This window comes from Paraburkholderia aspalathi, assembly GCF_905220735.1.
In the GTDB taxonomy this organism is placed as follows: domain Bacteria; phylum Pseudomonadota; class Gammaproteobacteria; order Burkholderiales; family Burkholderiaceae; genus Paraburkholderia; species Paraburkholderia aspalathi.
Window position 1 is genome coordinate 312,485 of the sequence record NZ_CAJNBA010000004.1, and the last position, 21,637, is coordinate 334,121.

19 protein-coding genes and 1 pseudogene are annotated in these 21,637 nt (G+C 58.7%); 9 read left to right on the top strand and 11 right to left on the bottom strand.

Translation table 11 applies throughout. The features are described from left to right. Positions 1-9: 9 nt before the first annotated feature. The 4 genes from KHO30_RS24145 to KHO30_RS24160 all read left to right on the top strand — a co-directional run bounded on the left by KHO30_RS24145 (position 10) and on the right by KHO30_RS24160 (position 2,711). Positions 10-585 (top strand): lysozyme inhibitor LprI family protein, encoded by a 576-nt coding sequence (locus tag KHO30_RS24145; protein ID WP_200653306.1) that lies wholly within the window; start codon positions 10-12, stop codon positions 583-585. An 86-nt stretch (positions 586-671) separates the two neighbouring features. Beyond that, positions 672-1,583 carry a hypothetical protein gene (locus KHO30_RS24150; protein ID WP_200653307.1) on the top strand — a complete coding sequence of 304 codons (912 nt, stop codon included), beginning with the start codon at positions 672-674 and terminating at the stop codon, positions 1,581-1,583. A gap of 151 nt (positions 1,584-1,734) precedes the next feature. After that, positions 1,735-2,286 (top strand): hypothetical protein, encoded by a 552-nt coding sequence (locus tag KHO30_RS24155; RefSeq protein ID WP_200653308.1) that lies wholly within the window; start codon positions 1,735-1,737, stop codon positions 2,284-2,286. 134 nt (positions 2,287-2,420) lie between these two features. Then, the gene (locus KHO30_RS24160) at positions 2,421-2,711 is read left to right on the top strand and encodes a PAAR domain-containing protein (protein WP_200653309.1); all 291 of its coding nucleotides are present in this window, start codon (positions 2,421-2,423) and stop codon (positions 2,709-2,711) included. Between the two features lie 157 nt (positions 2,712-2,868). Here KHO30_RS24160 and KHO30_RS39330 read toward each other — a convergent pair. From KHO30_RS39330 to KHO30_RS24175, 4 genes and pseudogenes are all read right to left on the bottom strand, one after another. Further along, a pseudogene (locus tag KHO30_RS39330) lies at positions 2,869-3,009 on the bottom strand (glutamate racemase); the annotation flags it as partial. A 237-nt stretch (positions 3,010-3,246) separates the two neighbouring features. Further along, positions 3,247-3,777 carry a GFA family protein gene (locus tag KHO30_RS39775; protein ID WP_425312912.1) on the bottom strand — a complete coding sequence of 177 codons (531 nt, stop codon included), beginning with the start codon at positions 3,775-3,777 and terminating at the stop codon, positions 3,247-3,249. A gap of 213 nt (positions 3,778-3,990) precedes the next feature. After that, complete coding sequence (locus KHO30_RS24170) at positions 3,991-5,670, bottom strand: ABC-F family ATP-binding cassette domain-containing protein (protein WP_211702567.1); 1,680 nt, start codon at positions 5,668-5,670, stop codon at positions 3,991-3,993. Between the two features lie 323 nt (positions 5,671-5,993). Then, positions 5,994-6,878, bottom strand: coding sequence for a LysR family transcriptional regulator (locus tag KHO30_RS24175; RefSeq protein WP_200619141.1), 885 nt, complete (start codon positions 6,876-6,878; stop codon positions 5,994-5,996). Between the two features lie 129 nt (positions 6,879-7,007). Between KHO30_RS24175 and argC the strand changes: the two genes are divergently transcribed. Continuing rightward, entirely contained in the window at positions 7,008-7,937 is a 930-nt protein-coding gene (gene argC, locus KHO30_RS24180; RefSeq protein ID WP_200619189.1) for an N-acetyl-gamma-glutamyl-phosphate reductase, read from the top strand. 110 nt (positions 7,938-8,047) lie between these two features. On the opposite strand, the gene KHO30_RS24185 is transcribed toward argC, so the two are convergent. Both KHO30_RS24185 and glmS read right to left on the bottom strand, forming a co-directional pair. Next, a complete protein-coding gene (locus KHO30_RS24185; protein ID WP_244864121.1) occupies positions 8,048-8,770 on the bottom strand; it encodes a P-loop NTPase family protein in 723 nt (240 codons plus the stop codon). 5 nt (positions 8,771-8,775) lie between these two features. Further along, a complete protein-coding gene (gene glmS / locus KHO30_RS24190; protein ID WP_211702568.1) occupies positions 8,776-10,605 on the bottom strand; it encodes a glutamine--fructose-6-phosphate transaminase (isomerizing) in 1,830 nt (609 codons plus the stop codon). A gap of 157 nt (positions 10,606-10,762) precedes the next feature. Here glmS and KHO30_RS24195 point away from each other — a divergent pair, with 157 nt between their 5' ends. After that, positions 10,763-11,254 carry an Lrp/AsnC family transcriptional regulator gene (locus KHO30_RS24195; protein ID WP_200619143.1) on the top strand — a complete coding sequence of 164 codons (492 nt, stop codon included), beginning with the start codon at positions 10,763-10,765 and terminating at the stop codon, positions 11,252-11,254. An 81-nt stretch (positions 11,255-11,335) separates the two neighbouring features. On the opposite strand, the gene KHO30_RS24200 is transcribed toward KHO30_RS24195, so the two are convergent. The 3 genes from KHO30_RS24200 to KHO30_RS24210 form a co-directional block, all read right to left on the bottom strand. Beyond that, positions 11,336-11,794, bottom strand: coding sequence for a hypothetical protein (locus KHO30_RS24200; RefSeq protein ID WP_093646159.1), 459 nt, complete (start codon positions 11,792-11,794; stop codon positions 11,336-11,338). 196 nt (positions 11,795-11,990) lie between these two features. Next, entirely contained in the window at positions 11,991-13,598 is a 1,608-nt protein-coding gene (locus KHO30_RS24205) for a tetratricopeptide repeat protein (RefSeq protein ID WP_211702569.1), read from the bottom strand. 385 nt (positions 13,599-13,983) lie between these two features. Beyond that, entirely contained in the window at positions 13,984-15,240 is a 1,257-nt protein-coding gene (locus KHO30_RS24210; RefSeq protein WP_200653315.1) for an MFS transporter, read from the bottom strand. Between the two features lie 357 nt (positions 15,241-15,597). Here KHO30_RS24210 and KHO30_RS24215 point away from each other — a divergent pair, with 357 nt between their 5' ends. Beyond that, positions 15,598-17,775 carry a carbohydrate-binding protein gene (locus KHO30_RS24215; protein WP_244864122.1) on the top strand — a complete coding sequence of 726 codons (2,178 nt, stop codon included), beginning with the start codon at positions 15,598-15,600 and terminating at the stop codon, positions 17,773-17,775. Positions 17,776-17,875: 100 nt separating this feature from the next. Here the strand turns inward: KHO30_RS24215 and KHO30_RS24220 are convergent, their stop codons facing one another. Further along, a complete protein-coding gene (locus KHO30_RS24220) occupies positions 17,876-18,769 on the bottom strand; it encodes a LysR family transcriptional regulator (protein WP_211702570.1) in 894 nt (297 codons plus the stop codon). Between the two features lie 115 nt (positions 18,770-18,884). On the opposite strand from KHO30_RS24220, the gene KHO30_RS24225 reads away from it, so the two are divergent. Then, on the top strand, positions 18,885-19,715 hold the full coding sequence (locus KHO30_RS24225; RefSeq protein ID WP_093646149.1) for an SDR family oxidoreductase: 831 nt from the start codon (positions 18,885-18,887) through the stop codon (positions 19,713-19,715). Between the two features lie 52 nt (positions 19,716-19,767). Here KHO30_RS24225 and gcvA read toward each other — a convergent pair whose 3' ends face one another. Further along, positions 19,768-20,676 (bottom strand): transcriptional regulator GcvA, encoded by a 909-nt coding sequence (gene gcvA / locus KHO30_RS24230; RefSeq protein WP_211702571.1) that lies wholly within the window; start codon positions 20,674-20,676, stop codon positions 19,768-19,770. Positions 20,677-20,775: 99 nt separating this feature from the next. Between gcvA and KHO30_RS24235 the strand changes: the two genes are divergently transcribed. Next, positions 20,776-21,618 carry a DMT family transporter gene (locus tag KHO30_RS24235; protein ID WP_211702572.1) on the top strand — a complete coding sequence of 281 codons (843 nt, stop codon included), beginning with the start codon at positions 20,776-20,778 and terminating at the stop codon, positions 21,616-21,618. Positions 21,619-21,637 lie beyond the last annotated feature (19 nt).

Genomic DNA, 21,637 nt, shown 5'->3' on the forward strand with positions numbered 1-21,637 from the left:
GATGAATATATGATAAAGCGTATTTTTATTATGTTTGCTATTTTTGTATTTTCGAGTATTGCTGCGGCTAGCACGCTTTGCAACAGCAAAATAACTCGTGAACTTGAGGCGTGCGCCAGAAATAACTTTGAGTTGTCAGATAAGCAATTGAATGGCGCTTATAGAACCCTCGCGTCCAAACTTCAGCGTGAAGACGCACAAATGCTTCTAACAGCCCAAAGAGCATGGGTGGCATACAAAGAAAAGACCTGCCAAGGTGCCTATGATGCGACCAGTCCAGGAGAAGAAGCGGGAATAGACAAATGGACCTGTCTGGATGAAATCACAAAAACTCGTTTAAGGGAGTTGCAATATCTAGAGTCGGGAGCTGGATTGGCGGATTTTTTTCATGCCGCTGATGTGGTTTCTGAATACTATGAAAATGGAAGCAGAAATCGATTCATTGCCAAGCTGGCAGATAAGGCGCTGCTCAAAGATGATCCGAATTGGAATTTGTACGTGGCAGAAAACTGCAAATTAGCTGTTTCTCGATTTAGCGAGGAGAAGCAGGATTGCATGGCGAGACAAATTTTCTACAGGTATTGAATGCGTGTCGGATAATAAATGAGGCTGATAAAAATATAATATTTATTGATTTGAAGATAAATTTGAATTTTTCTAAAGAAATGCGTATGAAAGAAAGTCTGCTATCCATTCTTGCGGTCTTCTACGTGACGCATGCGAGCGCCGCCGTGATTTGCTACAAAGAGGTCGCCGCATGCGATTTGTATCTTGATAAGAGCGGGTCTCTCTTGGATCGCAGTACTGGAGATGTAGTTGCAAACAACGTCGGCAACGTTGGCATGTTTTCTGACGTTTCCGTTTATAAATATGGAAATCAGTATGCTCTTGTTCAAGAAAATCATTCGAGCGATAGACTTGTCACGGCGATTCCATTGGCTAAAATAAATGAGAGGTGGGTCGCAAATTCCGTCTATTATTTCTCGACCTCACTTATGGCCTCTTCGGCGAAGTCCGGTCCGCTTTGGTCGGGCCGAAAAATCGTCACTCAGAAACTAAAGGTCAGTGACGACATTCTGGACCGCGCGGGGGATCTGGCGTCCAAACAACAATTTAGTTCGCTTCTGCCTTCTGGCTGGCCCAGCACAAAGCTGTACGTGGCAACGAGTACGCGCGAAACCAGGAGTGAGCAGTGCTTTGTTCCGTTCAGCTCAGAGGACAGCGTTCTACCTTTGGATTTGATGGCATGTCGTCTTTTGAAAGTTCCGATGAACAATGGCCAGTATGATTTGACTGGGTTGCTAGATAATAAACATCTTATAGAAATTGCTGTGAGAAAAAATGGAGATTCTATTACTGGTCAGTATCGATATCTCCATCGTTCAGAGAAATTCATAAAGGTGCAAGGAAGTTTGGCGCAGGACGGCACGCTCGCAATGACGGAGTTTGGTGGGAAATCTGGGGCTATTTCTGGTTACTTTCATGGGGTTGTTGTTGATGGTGCACTTTCTGGAGAGTGGGTGTCGCCTGATAAATCGAGGCATTTGCCGTTTTCCATGTATATGCAGGGTTTCCCTCAATAATAGAGGTCGGTGCTAAATTCTGCGGGGAGTGTGGGGATGGGCAGATGCCAATCGCAATAATTCGCAGAAGGCGTAACGCTACTAGCTACGTGCTTCGAAGAGGCAATGACCATAGAATCATGAGTGAAAAAATATTTAAAGGTGTCGAAGTGTGAAGAGTGCTATCGGTTTTTTTGCAAGGATCAATATAGTTGTCGCACTGATATATTCGTCGGTTTCGGTGTTTGCAGGATCCCCTTCCGATGCGTCGAGCATTGGCAGGCTACGTATCGATCTAATTTCGATTCCAGATTGGATTGAAACGAAGCCAATCGAAAAAGAACCTGAAAAACTTTTGATGCGACTTGCGCGTAGAGAAGGGGAGGTGATTCCGATTGCGGAATTTAATCAAGATGGGCCTGCTTATCCGGAATTAGTTAGCGCTTTCAAAAATAAGGTCGGCGGGAAGCAAGTGCTATTTGCAATTGTGAAGTGGCGTTATTACCTGTCCGGCATCGATACGGAAGGCGACTACTATGAAGTGCATGCGTTTGAAGCTCAAAAAAATGAAGGTGGTGAGATAGTTTTCTCGGAAAATAAGGAAATGTCGGATTTTTTTGGTTCGGGGTTTGACGGAAAACAGGAGGGTAAGATGGTGCATTTTCGATTTAAGGATGCCTCATCGATTCGGAAGAGTCTGCGTCAGAGTAAGAGTTGGAAATAATGGGGGCACCTTGTCGATTCCCGGTTTGCGGCTTGACTGTGGTGGCATTTCGTCCCCTTCACAGACACACCTTAGCGGTGGCCTCTTAGAGATTTACTCAACGCATCACAGTCTTTCCAAGGAACCTATCATCAGTGAATCAACGTTTTGATATCTGCGATGGCGACACAACCACCGCGGGCGGCCGAGTCTTCGCCGGTTCTCGCGCGGACCTCCTCAACGGTCGCGCGGTCGCATATGAAGGCGATCAGGTTTCATGTCCCAAATGCGACACGATGGGCTGGATTCTATGCGTCGGCGAGCGTCTTCCGAACAGGGGGGCCAATGGCCGCGAGCAGGCGTTGAGCTATGACTGGTGCGTGTGCAAGTGCGATCCGAAACCGTTATTGATTCCCTCGCAGAACCGGTCTGGGATGCGAGCATGACGGCGGTATGCATGGAAGGAAAACAACGACGGCTGAAAAGTGGATCGATTCAGGTGTAGGGACCAACCGTCTCCTTTCGTTACATACCGATCTGGACGGAATCCACTCGGTTCCTGGTAAGCGACAAAGCGTCCGCTAGCTGTTCGAGCGGGACTCGCTTCTCGCCGTACGGCGCAAATTGCGAGTCTGCAACATAGACGATTGACTCGTCTGGCAAGCGTCGACGAATTGCGTCGACTACGGACATACCTCCCAAACCTGAATCGAAAACACCAATTGAAGTCGAGCCGTTCAGCATCAGTCAGTTAGCCAGAAACGAGTTACAAGCAGGAAAGTGGACTGGCAGCAGCAAAAAGCGTCGAGCACGTCGTCATTGACACGGTGTAATTGTCCGAAGCGCGCGCCAGGCATCGGATTGTCGTCAATTTTGACAAGACCGTCGAGTGTCGCTTATTTGTCGACCGCCGCCCGACACGGTCGGCACAGCTTGACCCCAGCCGGCCATTGGCGCATCCAAGAGCATCGAACAATCGCGCTACGGCAAAGCGCCGACCGGCTTGCTGAACAGCATGAACGGCAAGACGGCCAAGATCCGGATCATCATTGCCGGAGGGTATCCGGGATGGCTGGGCAAGCCGTCTTCGGCCTCCGCTTCCGAGCGTTTGAATCGGGTGCAGATCCGCATTTCCACCGGCGGCGCATCCGCTCCGAAAGGGGAGCGGAACGCTGACACCCAGGGCCGCTTGTCGTCAAAAGCCATGTACATCGGTGTTGCGCAGCAACTCGCGATCATCCGTCTGGTCTTCGAGGGGGCGGTCAGCCTCATCGCCTGGAGTCGGTTTGCGCCCCGCGTGCAGGCAATGCGATCGCGGCGGAACACCATGAACTCCGTGCCGCCGTCGACGCTGGACGCTCGCCCTGAATTGGCGGGTGCGGCGAGACGTTGGGCTGCGGTCTGGCAGTCGTCGCAGTAGCACGCATTGACCATAATGGGCTGACCCCAGGCGCTGATCTCGACCGCGCCACATTGGCAGTGCGCCACGTGTGCTGGATTTTTTGTGGCCATAGGCTCTACTCAGTGAGGTTTGACTATCTCACGCGACAGTTTAAAAGCAATGCAGTTGGCAAGAGAGGCCAAAGCCGCAAGTTAGATGGCGGCGAACGAGCGAAACTGGTCGCAATGAGGCCAACGATGAACGGCTCAGGGCAACCCTGAGCGGCCCTTCGACTCGATGCGAGCGCTATGGCAGCTTCCAAACTGGAACTGCCAGGAGGTAGTTCAGGCGACGACCTTCTGCTCCCCGGCAGCCTGCTCGCGCATGCGACGGGCTTCGTCGCGCAGGAACTGCTGGTAATCGTCGAGATCACCGTCGAAGGGCTCGACGCCACCTTTGGTAACGAGCCAGAACTCGTCACAGACCGCGCGCAGCAGGGACCGGTCGTGACTGACCAGCAACACTGTGCCTTCGAATTCGTTGAGTGCCATGCCTAGCGCTTCGCGTGTGGCCAGGTCGAGGTGGTTGGTGGGCTCGTCGAGCAGCAGCAGGTTGGGGCGTTGCCACACGATCATGCACAACACGAGCCGCGCCTTTTCGCCGCCGCTCATCGTGCCGACCGCCTGATGGACCATGTCACCACTGAAGTTGAAGGTGCCGAGGAAGGTGCGAAGCGATTGTTCGGTGCCGCTCTGGCCGGGGGCACGCAGGTGCGCCGGCGTGTCCTTCGCAAGGCGGATCATGTGTTCCAGCGGCGTGTCGAGGGGACGCAGCACGTCGAGTTCCTGCTGGGCGAAGTAGCCGATGTTCAGGCCTTTGCCTTCGCTGATTTCGCCGGCAATCGGCGCCAGCTCGTGCGCCACCGTCTTCACCAGCGTCGACTTGCCCTGACCGTTGGCACCGAGAATGCCGATGCGCTGCCCGGCCAGCACGGAGCGGTTGATGCCCCGCACGATGACCGTCGGCGGCGTGTCCGGCGCTGCGTCGGCCAGCGCGGGGTAGCCGAAGCTCGCGTCCAGCATCGACAATAGCGGGTTCGGGACGTTGAGCGGCTCCTTGAACTCGAAGGTGAACTCCGCGTCGGCAAGCACCGGTGCGATCTTCTCCATGCGTTCGAGCGCTTTGACCCGGCTCTGCGCCTGCTTCGCCTTCGAGGCCTTGGCCTTGAAACGGTCGATGAATTTCTGCAGATGGGCGATCTTGTCCGCCTGCCTCGCCATCGCGGCCTGCTGCAACAGCAGTTGCTCGGCGCGCATCTCTTCGAACTTGCTGTAGTTGCCGCCATAACGCACCAGCTTGGCGTTGTCGACGTGCACGGTCACCTGCGTCACCGCGTCGAGGAATTCGCGGTCGTGGCTGATCACAACCATGGTTCCCTCGTAGCGCTTGAGCCACGCTTCCAGCCAGACCAGCGCGTCGAGGTCGAGGTGATTGGTCGGTTCGTCGAGCAGCAGCAAGTCGGACGGACACATGAGCGCGCGCGCCAGCTGCAGTCGCATGCGCCAGCCGCCAGAGAAGCTGTTGACCGGCTGGCCAAGCTGCGCAGCACTGAAGCCCAGGCCTTGGATCAGCGCCTGGGCGCGTGCGGGAGCATCGTGTGCACCGGCGTCGTGCAGGGCCATGTAGGCGTGCGCCATGCGCATGCCATCGTCGCTGGCCTCAGCGGCGGTTACTTCGGCCTGCGCTGCCAGCAGGATGGTGTCACCCTCGATGACGAAGTCGGTCGCACTCTGCTCGGTCTCTGGCATCTCCTGCGCGACCTGGCCCATCTTCCACGCAGCGGGAATCGAGAACTCGCCACCGTCTTCGTGCAGCGTGCCGTTGAGAAGGCCGAAGAAGGATGACTTGCCGGCGCCATTGCGGCCGACAAGGCCAATCTTTTCGCCGGGGGTGAAGGTGACGGACGCGCGGTCGAGTACGACATTGACGCCACGGCGCAGCGTGACATTACGGACGGAAATCATAAGGAGCTACTTCGGAGAGGATAGGCATGATAGCCCACCAGACGTACAGGGCCGTTTCTTTTCTGGCCGAACGAGTGAAGAACCGCTTGCGCTTTGCGGCGCCCACCGGCCGCAAAGCGAGGCGGGCACTGGCGCACCGGGCGATCCGGATGCGGGGCCAGACGGTGAGTGACGGCTCCTGGCCGAACTCAGCTGGACGACGAGCGGCTCAGATCGACCCAGTCCGCTCAGTCAAATTTCTACAAACCGGCCATTCGCTCGTCGTGGCGTGCAATAAGGCTACTGTCCCAGCGAGAACGAACCGAAGCGGCAAATGGCAACACCTACGCCAATCTCAGGTCCCACAACACATCAAGTACGTGTTGCGTGGAACGCTCAACGTACCCCGCGCGATGTGCAATGCCGAGTCGACGCCACAACGCCGGGCGCAGCGGACGCATGACAATGCGCTTGTCGGGTAGGGGCGTAGTGGCCTCATGGGGCAACAGCGCTGCGCCGTAACCCGCCGCTACCAGACTCTTGATCGCGTCGTTGTAGTTGAGCTGAATGCGCGGCACAGGATGGTGCCCCCCGGCCGCGAACCACTCCGCGGTCAGACGCGAGAGACGTGTGGTCGCGTCATTGAGAATGAGAGGCTGGGCGGCGAGCCATTCAGGCGTGACGCGGGCCGGGCACCGCCAGTGCGCCGGCACGAAGGCCATCACGGGATCGCGGCGCCAAGGCTTTATCACGAGTCCAGCCACCGGTGGCTGAGGCAGTGCGACCAGCCCGACATCCAGCGTTCCATCCGCCAGTCGGGACAACGTTTCATGCGACGTGAGTACTGCAATCTGAATGTCGATAGCGGGATGGTGTTGGCGCAGCACCTCAAGCGCTTGCGGCAACAGGTGCGCGATCGCGCCAGTCGACGCACCGAGCCGCGCGCGCCCTTCGAGCCCCTGCACCTGGCGTTGAATGTCGTCTAGTGCCTGCTCCGCATCGGCTAGCAGTCGACGCGCGCGCTCCACCAGCACCTCTCCTATCGCCGACGGCCGGACATGTCCGCGCTTGCGTGACAGGAGGGGAGCCCCAATTCGTTCTTCGAGTTCAGCGATGTGGAGGCTGACCGTTGGCGGCGCCAGGTTCAATGCACGCGCCGCATCGGCAAATGAGCCACGGTCGGTAATGGCGACCAGAGTGCGCAAGCGGTCCAGGCTGATCTCTCTCATGTCGGCGTCCAGATTCAGAAAAACTGAATATTCACGTTATGAAATTCAACTTTCTCTATTCTAGCCGTCCATGGAACATAGGGGCTCGTTCTACCTGTTACAACCTATATTCAGCGGAGTATTCCAACTATGAGCTCTCCCGTTGTTTTCATCGACGGCGACCAAGGCACCACCGGGTTGCAGATCCATGAACGGCTGCGCGACCGGACCGATCTGAAACTGGTCACGCTTCCAGCGGCAGAACGCAAAGATCCGCGGCGTCGCGCAGAGGCTATCAACGCCTGCGACATCGCCATCCTCTGTCTGCCCGACGCTGCTGCGCGCGAGGCAGTGGACGCCATTGTTAATCCTGCCGTCAGAGTTATCGACGCAAGTTCCGCTCATCGCACGCAGCCAGACTGGACATACGGCTTTCCGGAAATGACGCAGGGACAGGCTGAGCGCATTGTGAGCGCACGTCGGGTCACCAATCCCGGTTGCTATCCGACCGGTGCCATTGGCTTGCTGCGTCCGCTGTTGCAGGCTGGGCTCATACCAGGCAACTACCCTGTCAGCATTCATGCGGTGTCCGGCTACTCCGGACGCGGGCGTGCCGGCGTGGAGGAGCATGAGGGGCAGGGTGCTGCCAACGCGCCTTCATACCAGGTATATGGTCTAGAACTCGCGCACAAGCACACCCCGGAGATCCAGCAGCACGCCGGGCTCGCGCAGCGCCCCATCTTCGTCCCTGCGTATGGTGCATTCCGCCAGGGCATCGTACTGACGGTGCCCTTGGAGTTGCGGCTGCTGGCACCCGATGTGGATGGCGCCACGCTACACGCATGCCTCGCACGCCACTATGCCGAGGCGGCCCACGTACGTGTCTTGCCGCTGCACGAATCGTCCGTCTTGAAGCACCTGGATCCGCAAGTGCTGAACGGTACGAACGACATGCGCTTAAGCGTGTTTCCTAACGTGGAACATGGGCACGTCTTGCTGTCCGCGGTTTTCGATAATCTTGGCAAGGGCGCATCCGGCGCTGCGGTTCAGAACTTGAACCTGATGCTTACGCGGCATTAGTGGTCGATGGGTTGAGCTAACGTTCGGCCGTAGCCATTTGGCAACGATTGTTGTCAATCTGGTCGTGGCCGACGGGCATTTGGAAGGCTTGCTTCTTACTGCCTGCACCCTCATTCCGTCGGCAACCCCAACTCGCGCAGAATTTGCCTGTTATATGTCGGCCAGTCTCTTCTCGAATTTTCAATCGCGAGCTTGGTTAGCGGCAGTTCGCTAAATAAGTCATCGGTGAGTTGACGGTATTCCCGATAGAGGGAGATCAGCCCATCTAGTCCGGCGAACCCCTTGCGCACGCAGTAGGGAGCTGCGAGTTTCCAGTTGACCTGATAGTCGATCCATTCGGGGCCACGTTCTGCGCAGACCATTCTGACTGCTTCTTCGACATCTTCCTGCCAAAAGTAAAGGACGAAAGGATTGAGCGGTGCAATGACTTTTGCGAGATTCTGTACGTAGTCGAAAATGAGCGCGGGGTCCGCTTCCATCAGCAGTAAATGAGTCAGGTCTCCGTGAAAAAGCTGACCGTCCAATACCGGAATCGAGATGTCTGTCCGCGTGTCGTCGACGAAAGCACTCCATCTGGCCAATGCACGGTCCGCGAGATTCTGTGGTGTTGCGTCTCGCCACGGCTCAAACCAGTGTTCGAGTTCATCGGTCGCGCGCACTGGGTGTGGGTCGGTCCGTTCGTGGATAGGTAGCGCCGCGCGCCCCGCATCTTGTAGGCGTTTCGCAATGAAACGCATGGTCGTTGACTTGCCCGATCCCATGATGCCCTCAACAACCACCAGCCGATGGGGATTGCAAGATTCTCCCGCTAAGAGTCCGGTTTGACTTGGCATGTCAGTCACTCAACAGTCACGGACTTCGCAAGATTCCTCGGCTTGTCGATATCCGTGCCGCGCGCGAGCGCCGTGTGAAAAGCGAGCAGTTGCATTGGGATCGTGTGCAGGATGGGTGAGAGCAAGCCGTAGTATTCGGTGAGCCGGATCACCTCGATATCGGGACTCGGCGAAAGCCCGCAATCGATATCGGCGAAAACGAAAAGCTTGCCGTTACGCGCATTCACTTCATGCATGTTCGATTTAAGCTTTTCGAGCAGGCGATCGTTCGGCGCGACGGCGACCACGGGCATCTGGTCGCTGATCAGTGCCAGCGGCCCATGCTTCAATTCGCCCGCTGCGTATCCTTCAGCGTGAATGTATGAGATCTCTTTCATCTTCAACGCGCCTTCGAGTGCAACCGGATAGTGCATGCCGCGCCCGAGAAACAGAATGTTTTCCTTGCGAGTGAGAATCTCGGACCACGCCATGATGTGCGGTTCGAGCGCGAGCACTTTGCTCATCGCATCAGGCAGATGACGCAGCGCACGCAGATGGGTTCTTTCGTCGTCCTCGGACAGACGGCCGCGCACTTGCGCCAACGTCAGCGCCAGCATGAAGAGCGCGACAAGTTGCGTCGTGAATGCCTTGGTCGATGCAACGCCAATCTCGATGCCGGCGCGCGTGATGAAATTCAATGCACATTCGCGGACCAGCGCACTGGTCGGCACATTGCAGATTGCGAGCGTCTTCAGCATGCCACGTTGTTTCGCGACGTGAATGGCGCCGAGTACATCCGCTGTTTCGCCGCTTTGCGATACCGCCACCACTAGCATGTTCGGATTGGCGACGCTTTCACGGTATCGGTACTCGCTTGCAATCTCGACATTGACGGGCAATTGCGCGAGGCTCTCGATCCAGTATTTGGCCGTTAGCGCTGCATGAAAACTGCCGCCGCACGCGAGCAGTACGACCGAGTCGACTGAATTCAGCACGCGCCAGGCGTTGTCGCCGAAGAGTTCCGGCATGATTGACGACACGTCCTGCAAGGTGTCCGCGACGGCGCGTGGCTGCTCGAAAATCTCCTTCTGCATGTAGTAGCGGTACAGGCCGAGGTCGGCCGCGCCGCTGTGCGCGGCAACTGTGTGAACGGGACGTTCGATGCGTCGCCCGGCAGCGTCCACGATCCAGTGGCGATGAAGCTGGACGTCCACGACGTCGCCATTTTCGAGGTACGCGATCTTGTCCGTCACGCCCGACAGCGCAATCGCGTCAGACGCGAGGAAGTTCTCGCCTTCACCGATGCCGATCACAAGCGGCATGCCATCGCGCGCACCCACCAACCGATGCGGCTCGTCACGGCAGATCACCGCAATGGCGTAGCTGCCGCGCAGTCGTGCGACTGTTTCACGTACCGCGTCGAACAGATCGCCGTCGTACAGATAGTCGATCAGATGCGCGATGACTTCGCTATCGGTCTGGCTCGAAAATACATACCCGTGATCCTGAAGCGTCGCGCGCAATTCCTCATAGTTCTCGATGATCCCGTTGTGAGAGAGCGCGATTCGCGGTGACTCGGCATTGGGCGAGAAGTGCGGATGGGCGTTGTTCGTGACGGGCTTGCCATGCGTTGCCCACCGCGTGTGTGCAATGCCGGTATAGCCGGACAGGCCGCGATCGGATATCTCCTGTTGCAGGGTGGCGACGCGGTCTACGCTGCGTGCGCGCACGAGCTCCCGGTCCTGATAGAGCGCTACGCCACACGAGTCGTAGCCGCGATATTCGAGTCGCTTCAGGCCGTTGACGAGATCAGGCAGGATGTTTCGTTGGGCGACCGCACCGACAATTCCACACATCACTTTTCTCCGCAAAGGGTTCGTTGGGAACCGATGCTGCGATAGTAAGGGTGGTCATATGAAAGTAAATTTCATAATTCATTAACAAATAGAATTTTGAATCGCCGATGAAGTGTGATGGAATTTAATTTCACCCATTACTCGCTGCGAGGTCCGCGTGCCCGGCATCACACTTGACGAGCTTGACCTGCGCATTCTTGGCATTCTGCAAACCAATTGCTCGCTGTCGAATATCGAACTCGCGGAACGCGCGCATACGTCCCCGCCGACGTGTCTGCGTCGCGTAAACCGGCTTCGGGAGAGCGGCGTGATCAAGCGCGAGATTGCGATCCTCGATCACTCGAAGCTCGGCCCGACGCTGACCGCGATCATCGAGGTGAGTCTCGACCGGCAAACGGCGGAAGACCATCAGCGTTTCGAGTCGTATATCTGTGCGGAACCGGCCGTCACGCAGTGTTATCGCGTGTCGCCAGGGCCGGACTTCGTCGTGGTCGCAGATGTCATGGACATGGCTGCTTACGATGAGCTTGCTCGCCGTCTGTTCACGAGCTCATCGAACATTCGCAACGTCCGCACGTTTTTCTCGACGCATTGCGCCAAGTTCGAGGCGAACGCGCCCGTACGATCGCGCGGAGTCGGTTCAGACTGAAGTCAGTTAGACCCGACGCTCTCTGTCAACTATCTGAGAGCCGTGATTGAACGCCGGCTCCTGACCGGACAGTGCCCGGTCTCAGTGCACCGGTTCAATCTTGAAGTCATCGACCGCTACACCAAGGTCCACGCCTTCACCGCTGCCGCTCAACGCCATCGACGTGGTTCCCTTGGTCAGCACCTGCGCAGTACCGCTCTTCCCCGCGCCGGCCGAAGCGCCGGCCTGCGCGTAACTGCCGAACACATCCTTGATGCTGTAGACATGGGTGATTTCGCCGCGGCCGCTGACGTGGAACTTGCCGGCGGTCAGGCCGCCGCCGTGCACGCTGATGGTGACAGCGGCCTTTTGTCCATTACTGCAGCTTACTTTGCCGCGTCCTTCGGCATGCTGATAAATCGCCGACCATCCGGACATGCTGTAGGTCAGATGGCATTTCACCGACGCGCTGCCTGCCTGAGCAGGGGTGGCGGTCAGACCCGTCAGGGCAACCGCGCACAGTAAGGTGGTGGTAATCGATACGAGGGCGTGCTTGCTCATAGAAGTCTCCTGGCACCTGAACATGGGTTATCCAGTGTAACCGTCATTTGCAGTGGGTCGGGTGACGGCCGCGAAAATGTCCATGCGACTGTGCGGGAGAATGCCGGTTCATGGCCAACCCGGTTCCGTGCCGAATTTCCGTGAACGACCCGCAACCGCCTGTCGAATCACCGTGACGAATGTCCGTAAGAGGGCTTTAAACTGGACACTCGATCGACGGCAAGTATTCTCCGTTGTCTGGACCCGGCAATGCGTCGATCTCCGCGCGGAGCGCAGCAACGACGCCAGTCCAATCGTCTCGCGTCGTTTGTCGAAACAGTCGCGCCTTTGCGTACCACGGACTATCGCTTCGGTCGAGTTGCCATCTCCAGTCCGGCATGAACGGCAAAGCAATCCATACCGGCTTCCCAAGCGCCCCAGCCAAATGCGCCACGGCTGTGTCGACGCTGATCACGAGGTCGAGGCGAGCGATCAGCGCAGCAGTCTCAGCGAACGTGGTGAGCCGCCCGGAAACATCGCGCAGCACCCCGCGCTGCTCAAGTTGCGCGAGGCGCGCGCGATCACTGTCGCGTACATCCGGTTGCAACGCGAAGAAATCCGCGTCTGCATCGAACACCGGCTTCAGTTGCTCCAGCGAAATGGATCGATTGTGATCGTTCAGATGCGTACGGCTTCCCGACCACACGATCCCAACGCTCGGCCGTCGAATGGAGCCTGTAAAAAGATCGTCCCATTGAGGGGCAAGCGCACCGTCTGCCTCTACATATGGACCGGATAGCGCGAGATCGGGCGCACGAACCTTGAGCGCAAACGGCAGACTCAGGGTTGGAATGTGATAGTCGAAATGTGGCACTTGCCCTGTCTCACCGATGACTTCGGCCGCACCCCGATAATTTTGGAGGAGCGGCAACAGGGCATCCTGAACACGCAACATGACGTGAGCGCCAGCTGTACTGAGCCGATCCACAAAGCGCACGAATTGCAGCGTGTCGCCGAACCCCTGCTCATGATGAACGAGCACTGTCTTGCCATCTATCGGTTGGGTGCCGGTCCATAGGGTGTTCTGCGGAAAACCGTGGCTGCAGGTGCCATCACGCCAACGCCATTCGTATTCGCGCCAGCCGTGTTCGAATTCGCCGAGCAGCAAATTCGTCTGAGCTCGATTGGTGCGTGCGCCGGCGTCGTTCGGATCGATCGAGAGCGCCTTCTTGAATTGAAGCAGTGCCTCATCAAAGCGCCCGAGATCTCGCAACGCGACCCCGAGATTAACGTATGCGCGTACGAACCGCGGCTTGAGCGTGATCGCCTGCTGATAGGCATCCAGTTCGTCCTCATAGCGGGCCATCGTGCCGAGCAGCGTGCCACGGTTGTAATGCGCTTCGGCTGATTGTGGCTGGATCTTGCACAGATGCACCAACGCCTCGAGTGCCCGCTGCAATTCGCCAAGCTGTATCAGCGACATTGCGACACCATACAACGAGGCAGCATGGTGCGGAAACTGCGTCAGGCAGCGCTCGAACAGCGCTATCGCAGCATCGTGACGCTGCGCCAACTCACACACCTGTGCGGCGAAGTTCAGTTGATCCATAGACATTGACACGTGCGCCGATGCCTGCACCAGGTACTCCGCTGCGCGTGCATGATCGCCCTGGTTGGCGGCGATATAACCGAGACCTGAAAGGGCTTCGCCGTGGTCGGGGACGCTCGCCAGAATGCCGCGCAGCAGACCTGCGGCATCGTCGAGCCGACCGGCTTGGAGGTTCTCCTGCGCGGCGGCGAGAGCGTGTTCGATATCGTGATTCATGGCGCTGAAGGCTGGAGCAAAGTGCGATCTGTCGCGGGATTCGAAACGACTTATTGTACGGGATCGCGTATAGCGAGTCGCCAGAGCGAGCCGGCCAATTGCTGACGGCAATGGACGGGCGGTGAAGGAAGGGGAAAAGAGCTGAGCGTTGAGGTTTTCGCCGCGGCTGCGAACTTACGCTTCGTTACCTCGGTAAAAATGAAGTGTCCTGCGCCGTGTTTCGAGTATGTGAGGCCATGAAAGTCATGGAGCGTAAGGCAGCGAAACCGATGGAAACACCTATCCGGGGCTGTAATCGCTATGCTCTGAGTCATCTCCACCGGAAGACTCAAAGTGCATTCGATTCCCTTCTTTATCATTTTGGCAGTGTTGTGGTTTGTGCTCATCAAAGTCCCGCCGCACGACGAGTAACTCGGCTAGTGCGTGCCATCAATGCCAGCCCAATAACTGCTAAACCCGCGAAAAGCGCTGGCAGCAGGAAAACATTGGGAAGGCCCAGAAACGCCACGCCGAAACCGCCCGCGACGCCTCCTAACGCCGAGGCGAGAGCAGTCGAACTCATGAAGATTGCCGAGGCCGTCGCTACCGCATTGGGAAGTAGGCGTTGAGCGACGATGATGCCCAGAACCATAAATATGCCCCACACACCGCCCATGAGAATCTGTCCGGCGAACATGCCCGCTGCGGACGACCAGAGCGCAAAGCAAAGATTGGCACACACTCCCATGGCGGCCGCGATACACATCAACCACACGTTGCCGAGCTTGCGGCCGAGGCCGATGCTGAAGGGCATGATGAGTAACTCGATGAACGGCTGTATTCCGATGACCGCTCCCCGTAGGGCCGGACTCAGCTTTAAGTGTTCTTCCATGTAGATCAGCAGGAATCCGTATTTCACTGGCTCCCCTGCGTAGACCAGAACGAAGAGTCCTGTGAACGTCAGCAGTGGAAGCATGGCACGTAGGCTGGAGTGATGCGCGTGCTCACTCGCCGACTCTGGCTTGATCCTGGCGGTCGGGTTCAGCGTTCCGAGAGGTACGATCTGTAAAAGCATGCAGATGGCAGTCATCCAAAGCATGGGACGCAGGCCATAGGCAGCCGCCACCCACGCTCCCAGCACAGGTCCGATGATCCATCCGCCGGTCAGCGCCATACGGATGATGGCAACGACACTTTCATTTGCCTCGCCGGGCCTGTCGCTGAGTTCATCATGCACTGCCGCAAAAATTTGCGAGGCGGTAGCACCGGAAACGGCCAGCAAAGCGATGGCGATGACGAAGGGCATCCAGACCGAAGTAGAGAGAGCGAGCCCCGCCCAGCCCACAAAACCCGCCACAGCGCAAAGGCGAAAAAGACCGAGACGATTCCCTGTACGATCGGAGTAGCGGCCGACGAAATACCCCGCGACTGGCGCTGCAAGGCTGGTCAAATAATAGAATCCCGCCAACGGCAGCGAGGCGCCGAGTTCCTTCGCGAGGAACAGAACGATCTGTGGCGCAGCCGCCGACGCGCCGAGACCCGACAGAAACATCGCAATCGTTGCGCCGAGAAAAAGTCTCGAAGCTGCAACTTGACGCAATGCAGATTGGCTACCGGTTCGGTCAGACATCGTGACAGTTTGACTACCGCGTTGGTCAGACATTGTGAAACGTCTCCCGGTTATGTTTCTGAACCTCTTTGACAGCGACGGTCAATGCGGCGCGCATGCTGGAGATTATCGCGACCGCTTCCCAATTGCTATGGTCAGGTCGAACTCGTTACTTTTTCCGCACTGCAGAAACAACGGGATGAGGCTTGAAATTGCAACTGCTCTAGCAATTCGCATTGCCGTCTAATAACGGCTCTTCGATTTTATCTTTTATGCATAAATTTCTGTATCCCTAAACATTCCCACGTGCTGGGATGACAAAAAATTTTTGGAGTTCCAGAGCAGACCTGAATATAGTCACTCCCAAAACAGCCCTGCCGCAAGAGTCAAGCGTTCAACCAGGAGACAGACATGAACCTGCTCGTGTACAGACGTTGTGTCATTTCGCTGTTAACCGCATTAACCGTGAGTGTGTCGCTGGGTTTGTCGGGTTGCGGCGGAGATGCGTCGGACGGTAGTAGCGCCGCCGCTTCGTTGAAGAGTCAACAGGCCGCAGCGGTCTCTGCCGCGCAAAGCGAATCCGCGGCGCAGCAAAACCGCCGCCTCTCTCGTCAAATTGCCGTAGTGCCGCCGCCAATGGGATGGTCGTCATGGAACAGCCTTGCGGAGAACGTGAATTACAACACGATCAAGGCCGAAGCCGATGGCCTTTCCGCACTGAATGCGCAGATAAAATCCGGCGCGCAATACGAGTACGTGAACACCGATGAAGGCTGGTGGACCTCAGGAACGAGAGATGCCAACGGCAACTTCGTCATCGACAACACTCAATGGCCGGGCGGCATGCCAGCCATCGCGCAATATATCCACAGCAAAGGGCTGAAAGCGGGCATCTACATCGACGCCGGCCCGCAGGGTTGCGGCACGCGAACCAACGGCACGCATTTTGTCGGTAGCGATTTCGCGCATTACGATCACGACTTCCTGCAATTCGCGCAGTGGGGATTCGACTTCGTGAAGGTTGACTTCTGCGGGGGCAGCGCAGCCGGCTATGATCCGCAGCAAGCCTATACGGCCATTGCCGACGCGATCGACAAGGCATACGTGCAGACCGGCCACCGCGTGACGCTCAGCATCTGCGACTGGGGCACCATCGCCAATAACAGCACGTACCCCGACTTCAACGAGGGACCGTGGGCGTGGGCCGCCGGAGTTGGCCGGATGTGGAGAACCACGGGCGACATCTATGGGCCGAACAGCGGCGCGCCGAACTTCGGCAGCGTGACCGGCAACTTTCTGGGCAACTATCACCCCGAGGGCCAGCACACCGGCTTCTACAACGACCCCGACATGATGGTGGTCGGCATGGGCATGACGGCGGTTCACGATCAGGCGCACATGAGCCTGTGGGCGATCGCCGGCGCACCGCTGATTCTCGGCAACGACCTGTCGAAGCCGCTGACCGCGGATGCCACGCAGTTGATGACCAATACCGGCGTCATTGCGGTCGACCAGGACCTGCTTGGCACACAAGGCGTAAAGGTAGCGCAGTCCGGCGCACAGCAGGTGTGGGCGAAGCTTCTGGCCGGGCAGGGACAGCGTGCTGTCGTGCTGTTCAACAACGGCGCGACGGACGCGCCGATGACGGTCACGTGGCAGCAACTCGGCCTGGTGCCGAACGCGCACGCGAGTGTGCGTGATCTCTGGGCCAGCAAGCAACTCGGCTCGTTTGTCACTTCGTATACGGCCCCCACGGTGCCGGCGGGCGGCGCGGTGATGCTCCTGGTAAGCGGACAGGACGTCGCCGCGACGACCTACCAGCCGACCTCACTTGGCGGTGGCGCGTCGTACACGCACTGCTCGGACTGCGACGGCGGCAAGATCGTTCGGGGACTTGGCACTGTGACCTTCGGCAACGTCGCATCGACCGGCACCGGCGGATACGTTGCGATTGCCTATGCGAACCGCTCTCGCGAAACGCTGACCGCGCAACTTTCGACAAACGGCGGCCAGCCGACCACCGTGGCATTTCCGCCGACCGGCGGCGAAGGGCGCATTGGCACGGTCACGGTCTACGTGCCGCTGCAAGCCGGCGGGGCTAACTCGCTGACGTTGTCGAGCGCGGACAGCAGCGCGCCCACGCCCGAGATCGGCACAGTCACTGTCGTCGCCGGCCCGGTGACGCTACCGCCGTTCAAGGCCGCCTACGAGGCAGAAGCGTCGACCAGCGTACTCGCCGGTGGCGCGCGTATTTCGACATGCAGCGCTTGTTCGGGTGGTTCGGACGTCGGCTATATCGGCAACGGCGGGACGTTGACGATCAACGACATTAGTGTCCCCGCGGACGGTACCTACACTGTGTTGGTGGGTTATGCGAACGGCGACTCGGCGCCGCGCTCCGCGGACATCAGCTTTAACGGATCAACGCCTGTCACGGTGTCGTTTCCGCCGAGCGGTGGCTGGGGCACCGTCTCGACGCTCGCTGTAACGGGCACGTTCAAGGCGGGCAACACGAACGCGCTGATTTTCTCGAACCCTTCGGGTTGGGCGCCGGACATCGATGGCGTTAGCGCGCCGACAGCGCAATAGCTTCAGTTGAAGGAGCTGCGCCGCCGTCTTCAACGGCGGCGCAGACGGCATGCGACCTGGGCGGTCGGCCAGTCTCCTCGACAACGGACATCCACATGCGCTAGTGATTGACCTCTCTCAGCACGTCTATGAACGCCCGCAAGCCAGCAGGCACGTGGCGATGCCCGGGATAGTACAGGCAGAGCCCCGGGATGAACGGGCACCAATCTTCCAGCACGGTAACCAGCCGGCCGTCGTCCAGCCAGTCGCGGGCCGTGGACTCCGGTACATACGCGAGGCCCAAACCATCGGACGCGGCCTCGACCATCAGACCGTTGTGATCCAGCGTGAGCACGCCGGGAACATCGATCGCCACCTCCTGCCCGTGCTTGCGAAACTCCCAGCGGTAGCGTTTGCCGCTCGGCAGACGTTGGCGAATGCAGTCGTGGCTGCGAAGGTCGTCGGGCGTGATGAGTGGTGTTCGACCCGCGAGATACGAAGGCGCCGCAACGACTACGAAGCGAAGATCGTCGCTGATGCGCACCGCCACCATGTCGCGCGGGACCGACTCGCCAAGCCGTACTCCGGCATCGAAACCTTGCTCGACGATATCCACGAGCCGCCCCTCTGCAACCAGATCGAGCGCCATGCCGGGAAAGCGCTTCAGAAAACGCGGCACCACCGTTTTCAATAACAGTCGCGCTGCACCCTCATTGGCGTTGATCCTGAGCGTGCCGCTCGGATTGCCGCGCGCATCGGCGACGGCGTCCAGTGCCTCGTCGAGATCGCGGAGCACGGGCGCAAGCCGGGCGAGCAATGCTTCGCCGGCTTCTGTCGGCGACACGCTGCGCGTCGTGCGGTTGAGCAGGCGTACGCCCAATTCGCGCTCCAGGGCGAGCATGGCGTGACTTAGCGAGGAGCGCGAAACGCCGAGTGCATCAGCGGCACGGCGGAAACTCCGATGCGTTGCGACAGCGGAAAACGCGGTGAGATCGGCGAGTGTCGGCTTGGTCATTGGTGGCGAATTTTCACGGGGTCATACGTACTATAGAGACTTCTCTGACCAATGACGGGTCCCTAGACTGGTGATCAGGCAATGCCATTCCATCCACTCTTTGGAGAAACACACCATGGTGAAGACCTGGTTTATCACCGGCACGTCGTCAGGCCTCGGCCGGCTACTCGCGGAGCGCCTGCTGCAACGCGGCGATCGGGTCGTCGCGACGCTGCGGCACGAGGGGGCGCTCGATGAGCTGAAGCAACAGTACGACGACCGGTTGCATGTGTTGACACTCGATGTCACCGACATCCGCGAGGTGCACACGAATATCTCCGCCGCATTCGAAGCGATGGGCCGCATCGATGTGGTCGTGAACAACGCGGGCTACGGGTTATTCGGCGCGGCCGAGGAAGTGACTGATGAACAGATTGAGCGGCAGATTGCCACCAATCTCACAGGATCGATTCAGGTCATCCGTGCGGCGCTGCCTCACCTGCGCCGCCAGGGCGGCGGCCGGATCGTTCAGGTTTCGTCCGAAGGTGGACAGATCGCTTACCCGAATTTCAGCCTCTATCACGCTACGAAATGGGGCATCGAAGGTTTCGTGGAGTCGGTAGCGAAGGAGGTGGGGCCATTCGGCATCGACTTCGTGATCGTGGAGCCGGGGCCGACGAGCACGCAGTTCGGTGCCGGTCTCGATCACGCGGTGCCGATGCCCGAGTACGACGATACCCCGGCGGGCGACGTCAGGCGGGCAATCGCATCCAACAGCTTTGCAATTCGGGGCGATGCCGGCAAGACGGTCACCGCAATGATCGTCGCGGCGGACTCGGCACATCCGCCGTTACGCCTGACGCTTGGCGGCGGTGCCTACGACTCGATCAGGGCTGCGTTGGCTGAGCGTCTGAGGGTGCTCGAAGCGCAAAAGGACATCGCGTTTTCAGTCGACTCGATAAGCTAGGCGTCGGAGCGCTTCAGTCGCCCCGCTCCGATAGCGCTCAGCGAGCCCACATCTAAGGGGCCGTCTCCGTTCGTGAACGCATCCCCTCGCGCTCGAGCCATGAGCGGAACAGCACGATCACGTCATCTGCAGACCTCCCATCCGGAACGTAAGTGCAATAGCTCCGCGACGGTAGGCGAGGGCCAGCGAACGGCGCGACAAGCCGGCCGGTAGCAAGGTCGTCTGAGACAAGCGCAGTCGGTCCCATCGCGATGCCTATGCCATCGATGGCAGCCTGTAACGTCAGATAGAAGTGATCGAAGGTGAGGGTGGCAGCCGGGCGGAGTGCGGAAATCTGTGCTCTCGCCAGCCAGTCCGGCCAGAGTCGCGGCAGACTCGACGTGTGCAGCAACGTATGCTCCCGGAGGTCGTCTGGCGTCCGAAGCGGCAGTCGTTGCAAGAGTGCCGGACTGCAGACCGGGAGTCTCTCCTCGGACAGGAAAAGCTGCATCGAGTAGCCATAAAACGTGTCCGGACCACCCCGGATAACGACGTCATAGATCTCTTTCAAGCTCTCCACCGACTCGTTCGACGTCTCCACCTTGACGTCCACGTCGGGATGCTCGGCGCGAAATTGCGCCAGTTTCGGCACCAGCCAGCGCAACGTGAAGGTCGCGGGCGCGTTCACGGACAGTGTTCGCGAGACCGTTTCGAGCAAACCATATCGGGCGGTTGCCTGCGAGAGCTGCTCGAACAAAGGACCGACTTCCGCCAGGTAGGCCTCGGCCGCCGGGGTCAGCACCACGCGCCGGTTGTGCCGTTCGAATAAGGATGCGCCGAGCCACTCCTCGAGCAGTCGAACGTGCTGACTCACCGCGCCGTGAGTGACGTGCAGTTCCGCAGCGGCTTCCTTGAAGCTGCCGAGTCGGCCTGCGGCCTCGAAGGCACGCAATGCATTGAGAGGAGGCAACGTCCGCTTCATTCGGAATAGTTTATCTAACGCGAATGGCCAATTTATCTGGTTTGATGGCCGACCACAAGATAGATATTCTTCCTCATACCTTGTCTTTCCGGAATTCGAATGCTCAGTTATACCGGCGGCTTCGTTCTCCTCGCCGCTCTGCTTCACGCGAGCTGGAACGCAATGCTGCACGGCAATGGCGACCGGTTCCTGTCCATGACATGGATGAGCATCGCCATCGCGGCAACTTCTACGGTCGTGATTCTCTTCACGCCGTTACCGTCCGGCGCGGCCTGGCCGTACATCGTCGCATCGGGACTCGTGCATGTCGTCTACAACGTGACGCTCGTACGGTCGTATCGCAGCAACGATCTGGCGCAGGCGTATCCGATTGCGCGCGGCTCGTCGCCCCTGCTCGTCACGCTCGGCGCGGCGCTCTTTGCGCATGAGGCGATCGGTCCGTTGCATGTGCTCGGGATCGTGATGATATCGGGTGGCATCGTCGCAATCGCACTGGAGAGGGGACGCGTGTCGCGTGCAGGTTTGCTGGCCGCGCTGACGACCGGCGTGACGATCGCCATCTATACCGTGATCGACGGCATCGGCGTGCGTTTATCCGGTGGCGAGGCACTCGCCTACACCGCGTGGATGTTCCTGTTCTATTGGCTGATGCCGGTTCTGTTCGTCGTAACGCGTGGGAGTGTGGCGCTATGGGCACCGGTAAAGACGGCGCCAATGGCAATCGGCTCATCGCTCTTCGGCGGCCTCGTGTCGATCGCGGCGTATGGCATCGTGATATGGGCGCTGCAGTCGGGCGCGATGGGTGCGGTATCGGCCTTGCGCGAGACCAGCGTGGTGTTCGCGGTGCTGATCGGGCGTGGGTTTCTGCGTGAAACGGTCAGTGGAAAACGCTGGCTCGCGTGCGTGATCGTCGCGGGTGGGGCGGTTTGTTTGGGCCTTTGACATTGCGCGTTTGCGCTCT

Bases quoted from the DNA above. Each gene is read 5' to 3' on its own strand.
- KHO30_RS24175 (WP_200619141.1), bottom strand. From the start codon at position 6,878: ATGAGAGAGATCAGCCTGGACCGCTTGCGCACTCTGGTCGCCATTACC.
- KHO30_RS24170 (WP_211702567.1), bottom strand. From the start codon at position 5,670: ATGATTTCCGTCCGTAATGTCACGCTGCGCCGTGGCGTCAATGTCGTA.
- KHO30_RS24215 (WP_244864122.1), top strand. From the start codon at position 15,598: ATGAACCTGCTCGTGTACAGACGTTGTGTCATTTCGCTGTTAACCGCA.
- KHO30_RS24220 (WP_211702570.1), bottom strand. From the start codon at position 18,769: ATGACCAAGCCGACACTCGCCGATCTCACCGCGTTTTCCGCTGTCGCA.
- KHO30_RS24210 (WP_200653315.1), bottom strand. From the start codon at position 15,240: ATGTCTGACCAACGCGGTAGTCAAACTGTCACGATGTCTGACCGAACC.
- KHO30_RS24205 (WP_211702569.1), bottom strand. From the start codon at position 13,598: ATGAATCACGATATCGAACACGCTCTCGCCGCCGCGCAGGAGAACCTC.
- glmS (WP_211702568.1), bottom strand. From the start codon at position 10,605: ATGTGTGGAATTGTCGGTGCGGTCGCCCAACGAAACATCCTGCCTGAT.
- argC (WP_200619189.1), top strand. From the start codon at position 7,008: ATGAGCTCTCCCGTTGTTTTCATCGACGGCGACCAAGGCACCACCGGG.
- KHO30_RS24200 (WP_093646159.1), bottom strand. From the start codon at position 11,794: ATGAGCAAGCACGCCCTCGTATCGATTACCACCACCTTACTGTGCGCG.
- KHO30_RS24150 (WP_200653307.1), top strand. From the start codon at position 672: ATGAAAGAAAGTCTGCTATCCATTCTTGCGGTCTTCTACGTGACGCAT.
- gcvA (WP_211702571.1), bottom strand. From the start codon at position 20,676: ATGAAGCGGACGTTGCCTCCTCTCAATGCATTGCGTGCCTTCGAGGCC.
- KHO30_RS24145 (WP_200653306.1), top strand. From the start codon at position 10: ATGATAAAGCGTATTTTTATTATGTTTGCTATTTTTGTATTTTCGAGT.
- KHO30_RS24235 (WP_211702572.1), top strand. From the start codon at position 20,776: ATGCTCAGTTATACCGGCGGCTTCGTTCTCCTCGCCGCTCTGCTTCAC.
- KHO30_RS39775 (WP_425312912.1), bottom strand. From the start codon at position 3,777: ATGGCCACAAAAAATCCAGCACACGTGGCGCACTGCCAATGTGGCGCG.
- KHO30_RS24185 (WP_244864121.1), bottom strand. From the start codon at position 8,770: ATGCCAAGTCAAACCGGACTCTTAGCGGGAGAATCTTGCAATCCCCAT.
- KHO30_RS24225 (WP_093646149.1), top strand. From the start codon at position 18,885: ATGGTGAAGACCTGGTTTATCACCGGCACGTCGTCAGGCCTCGGCCGG.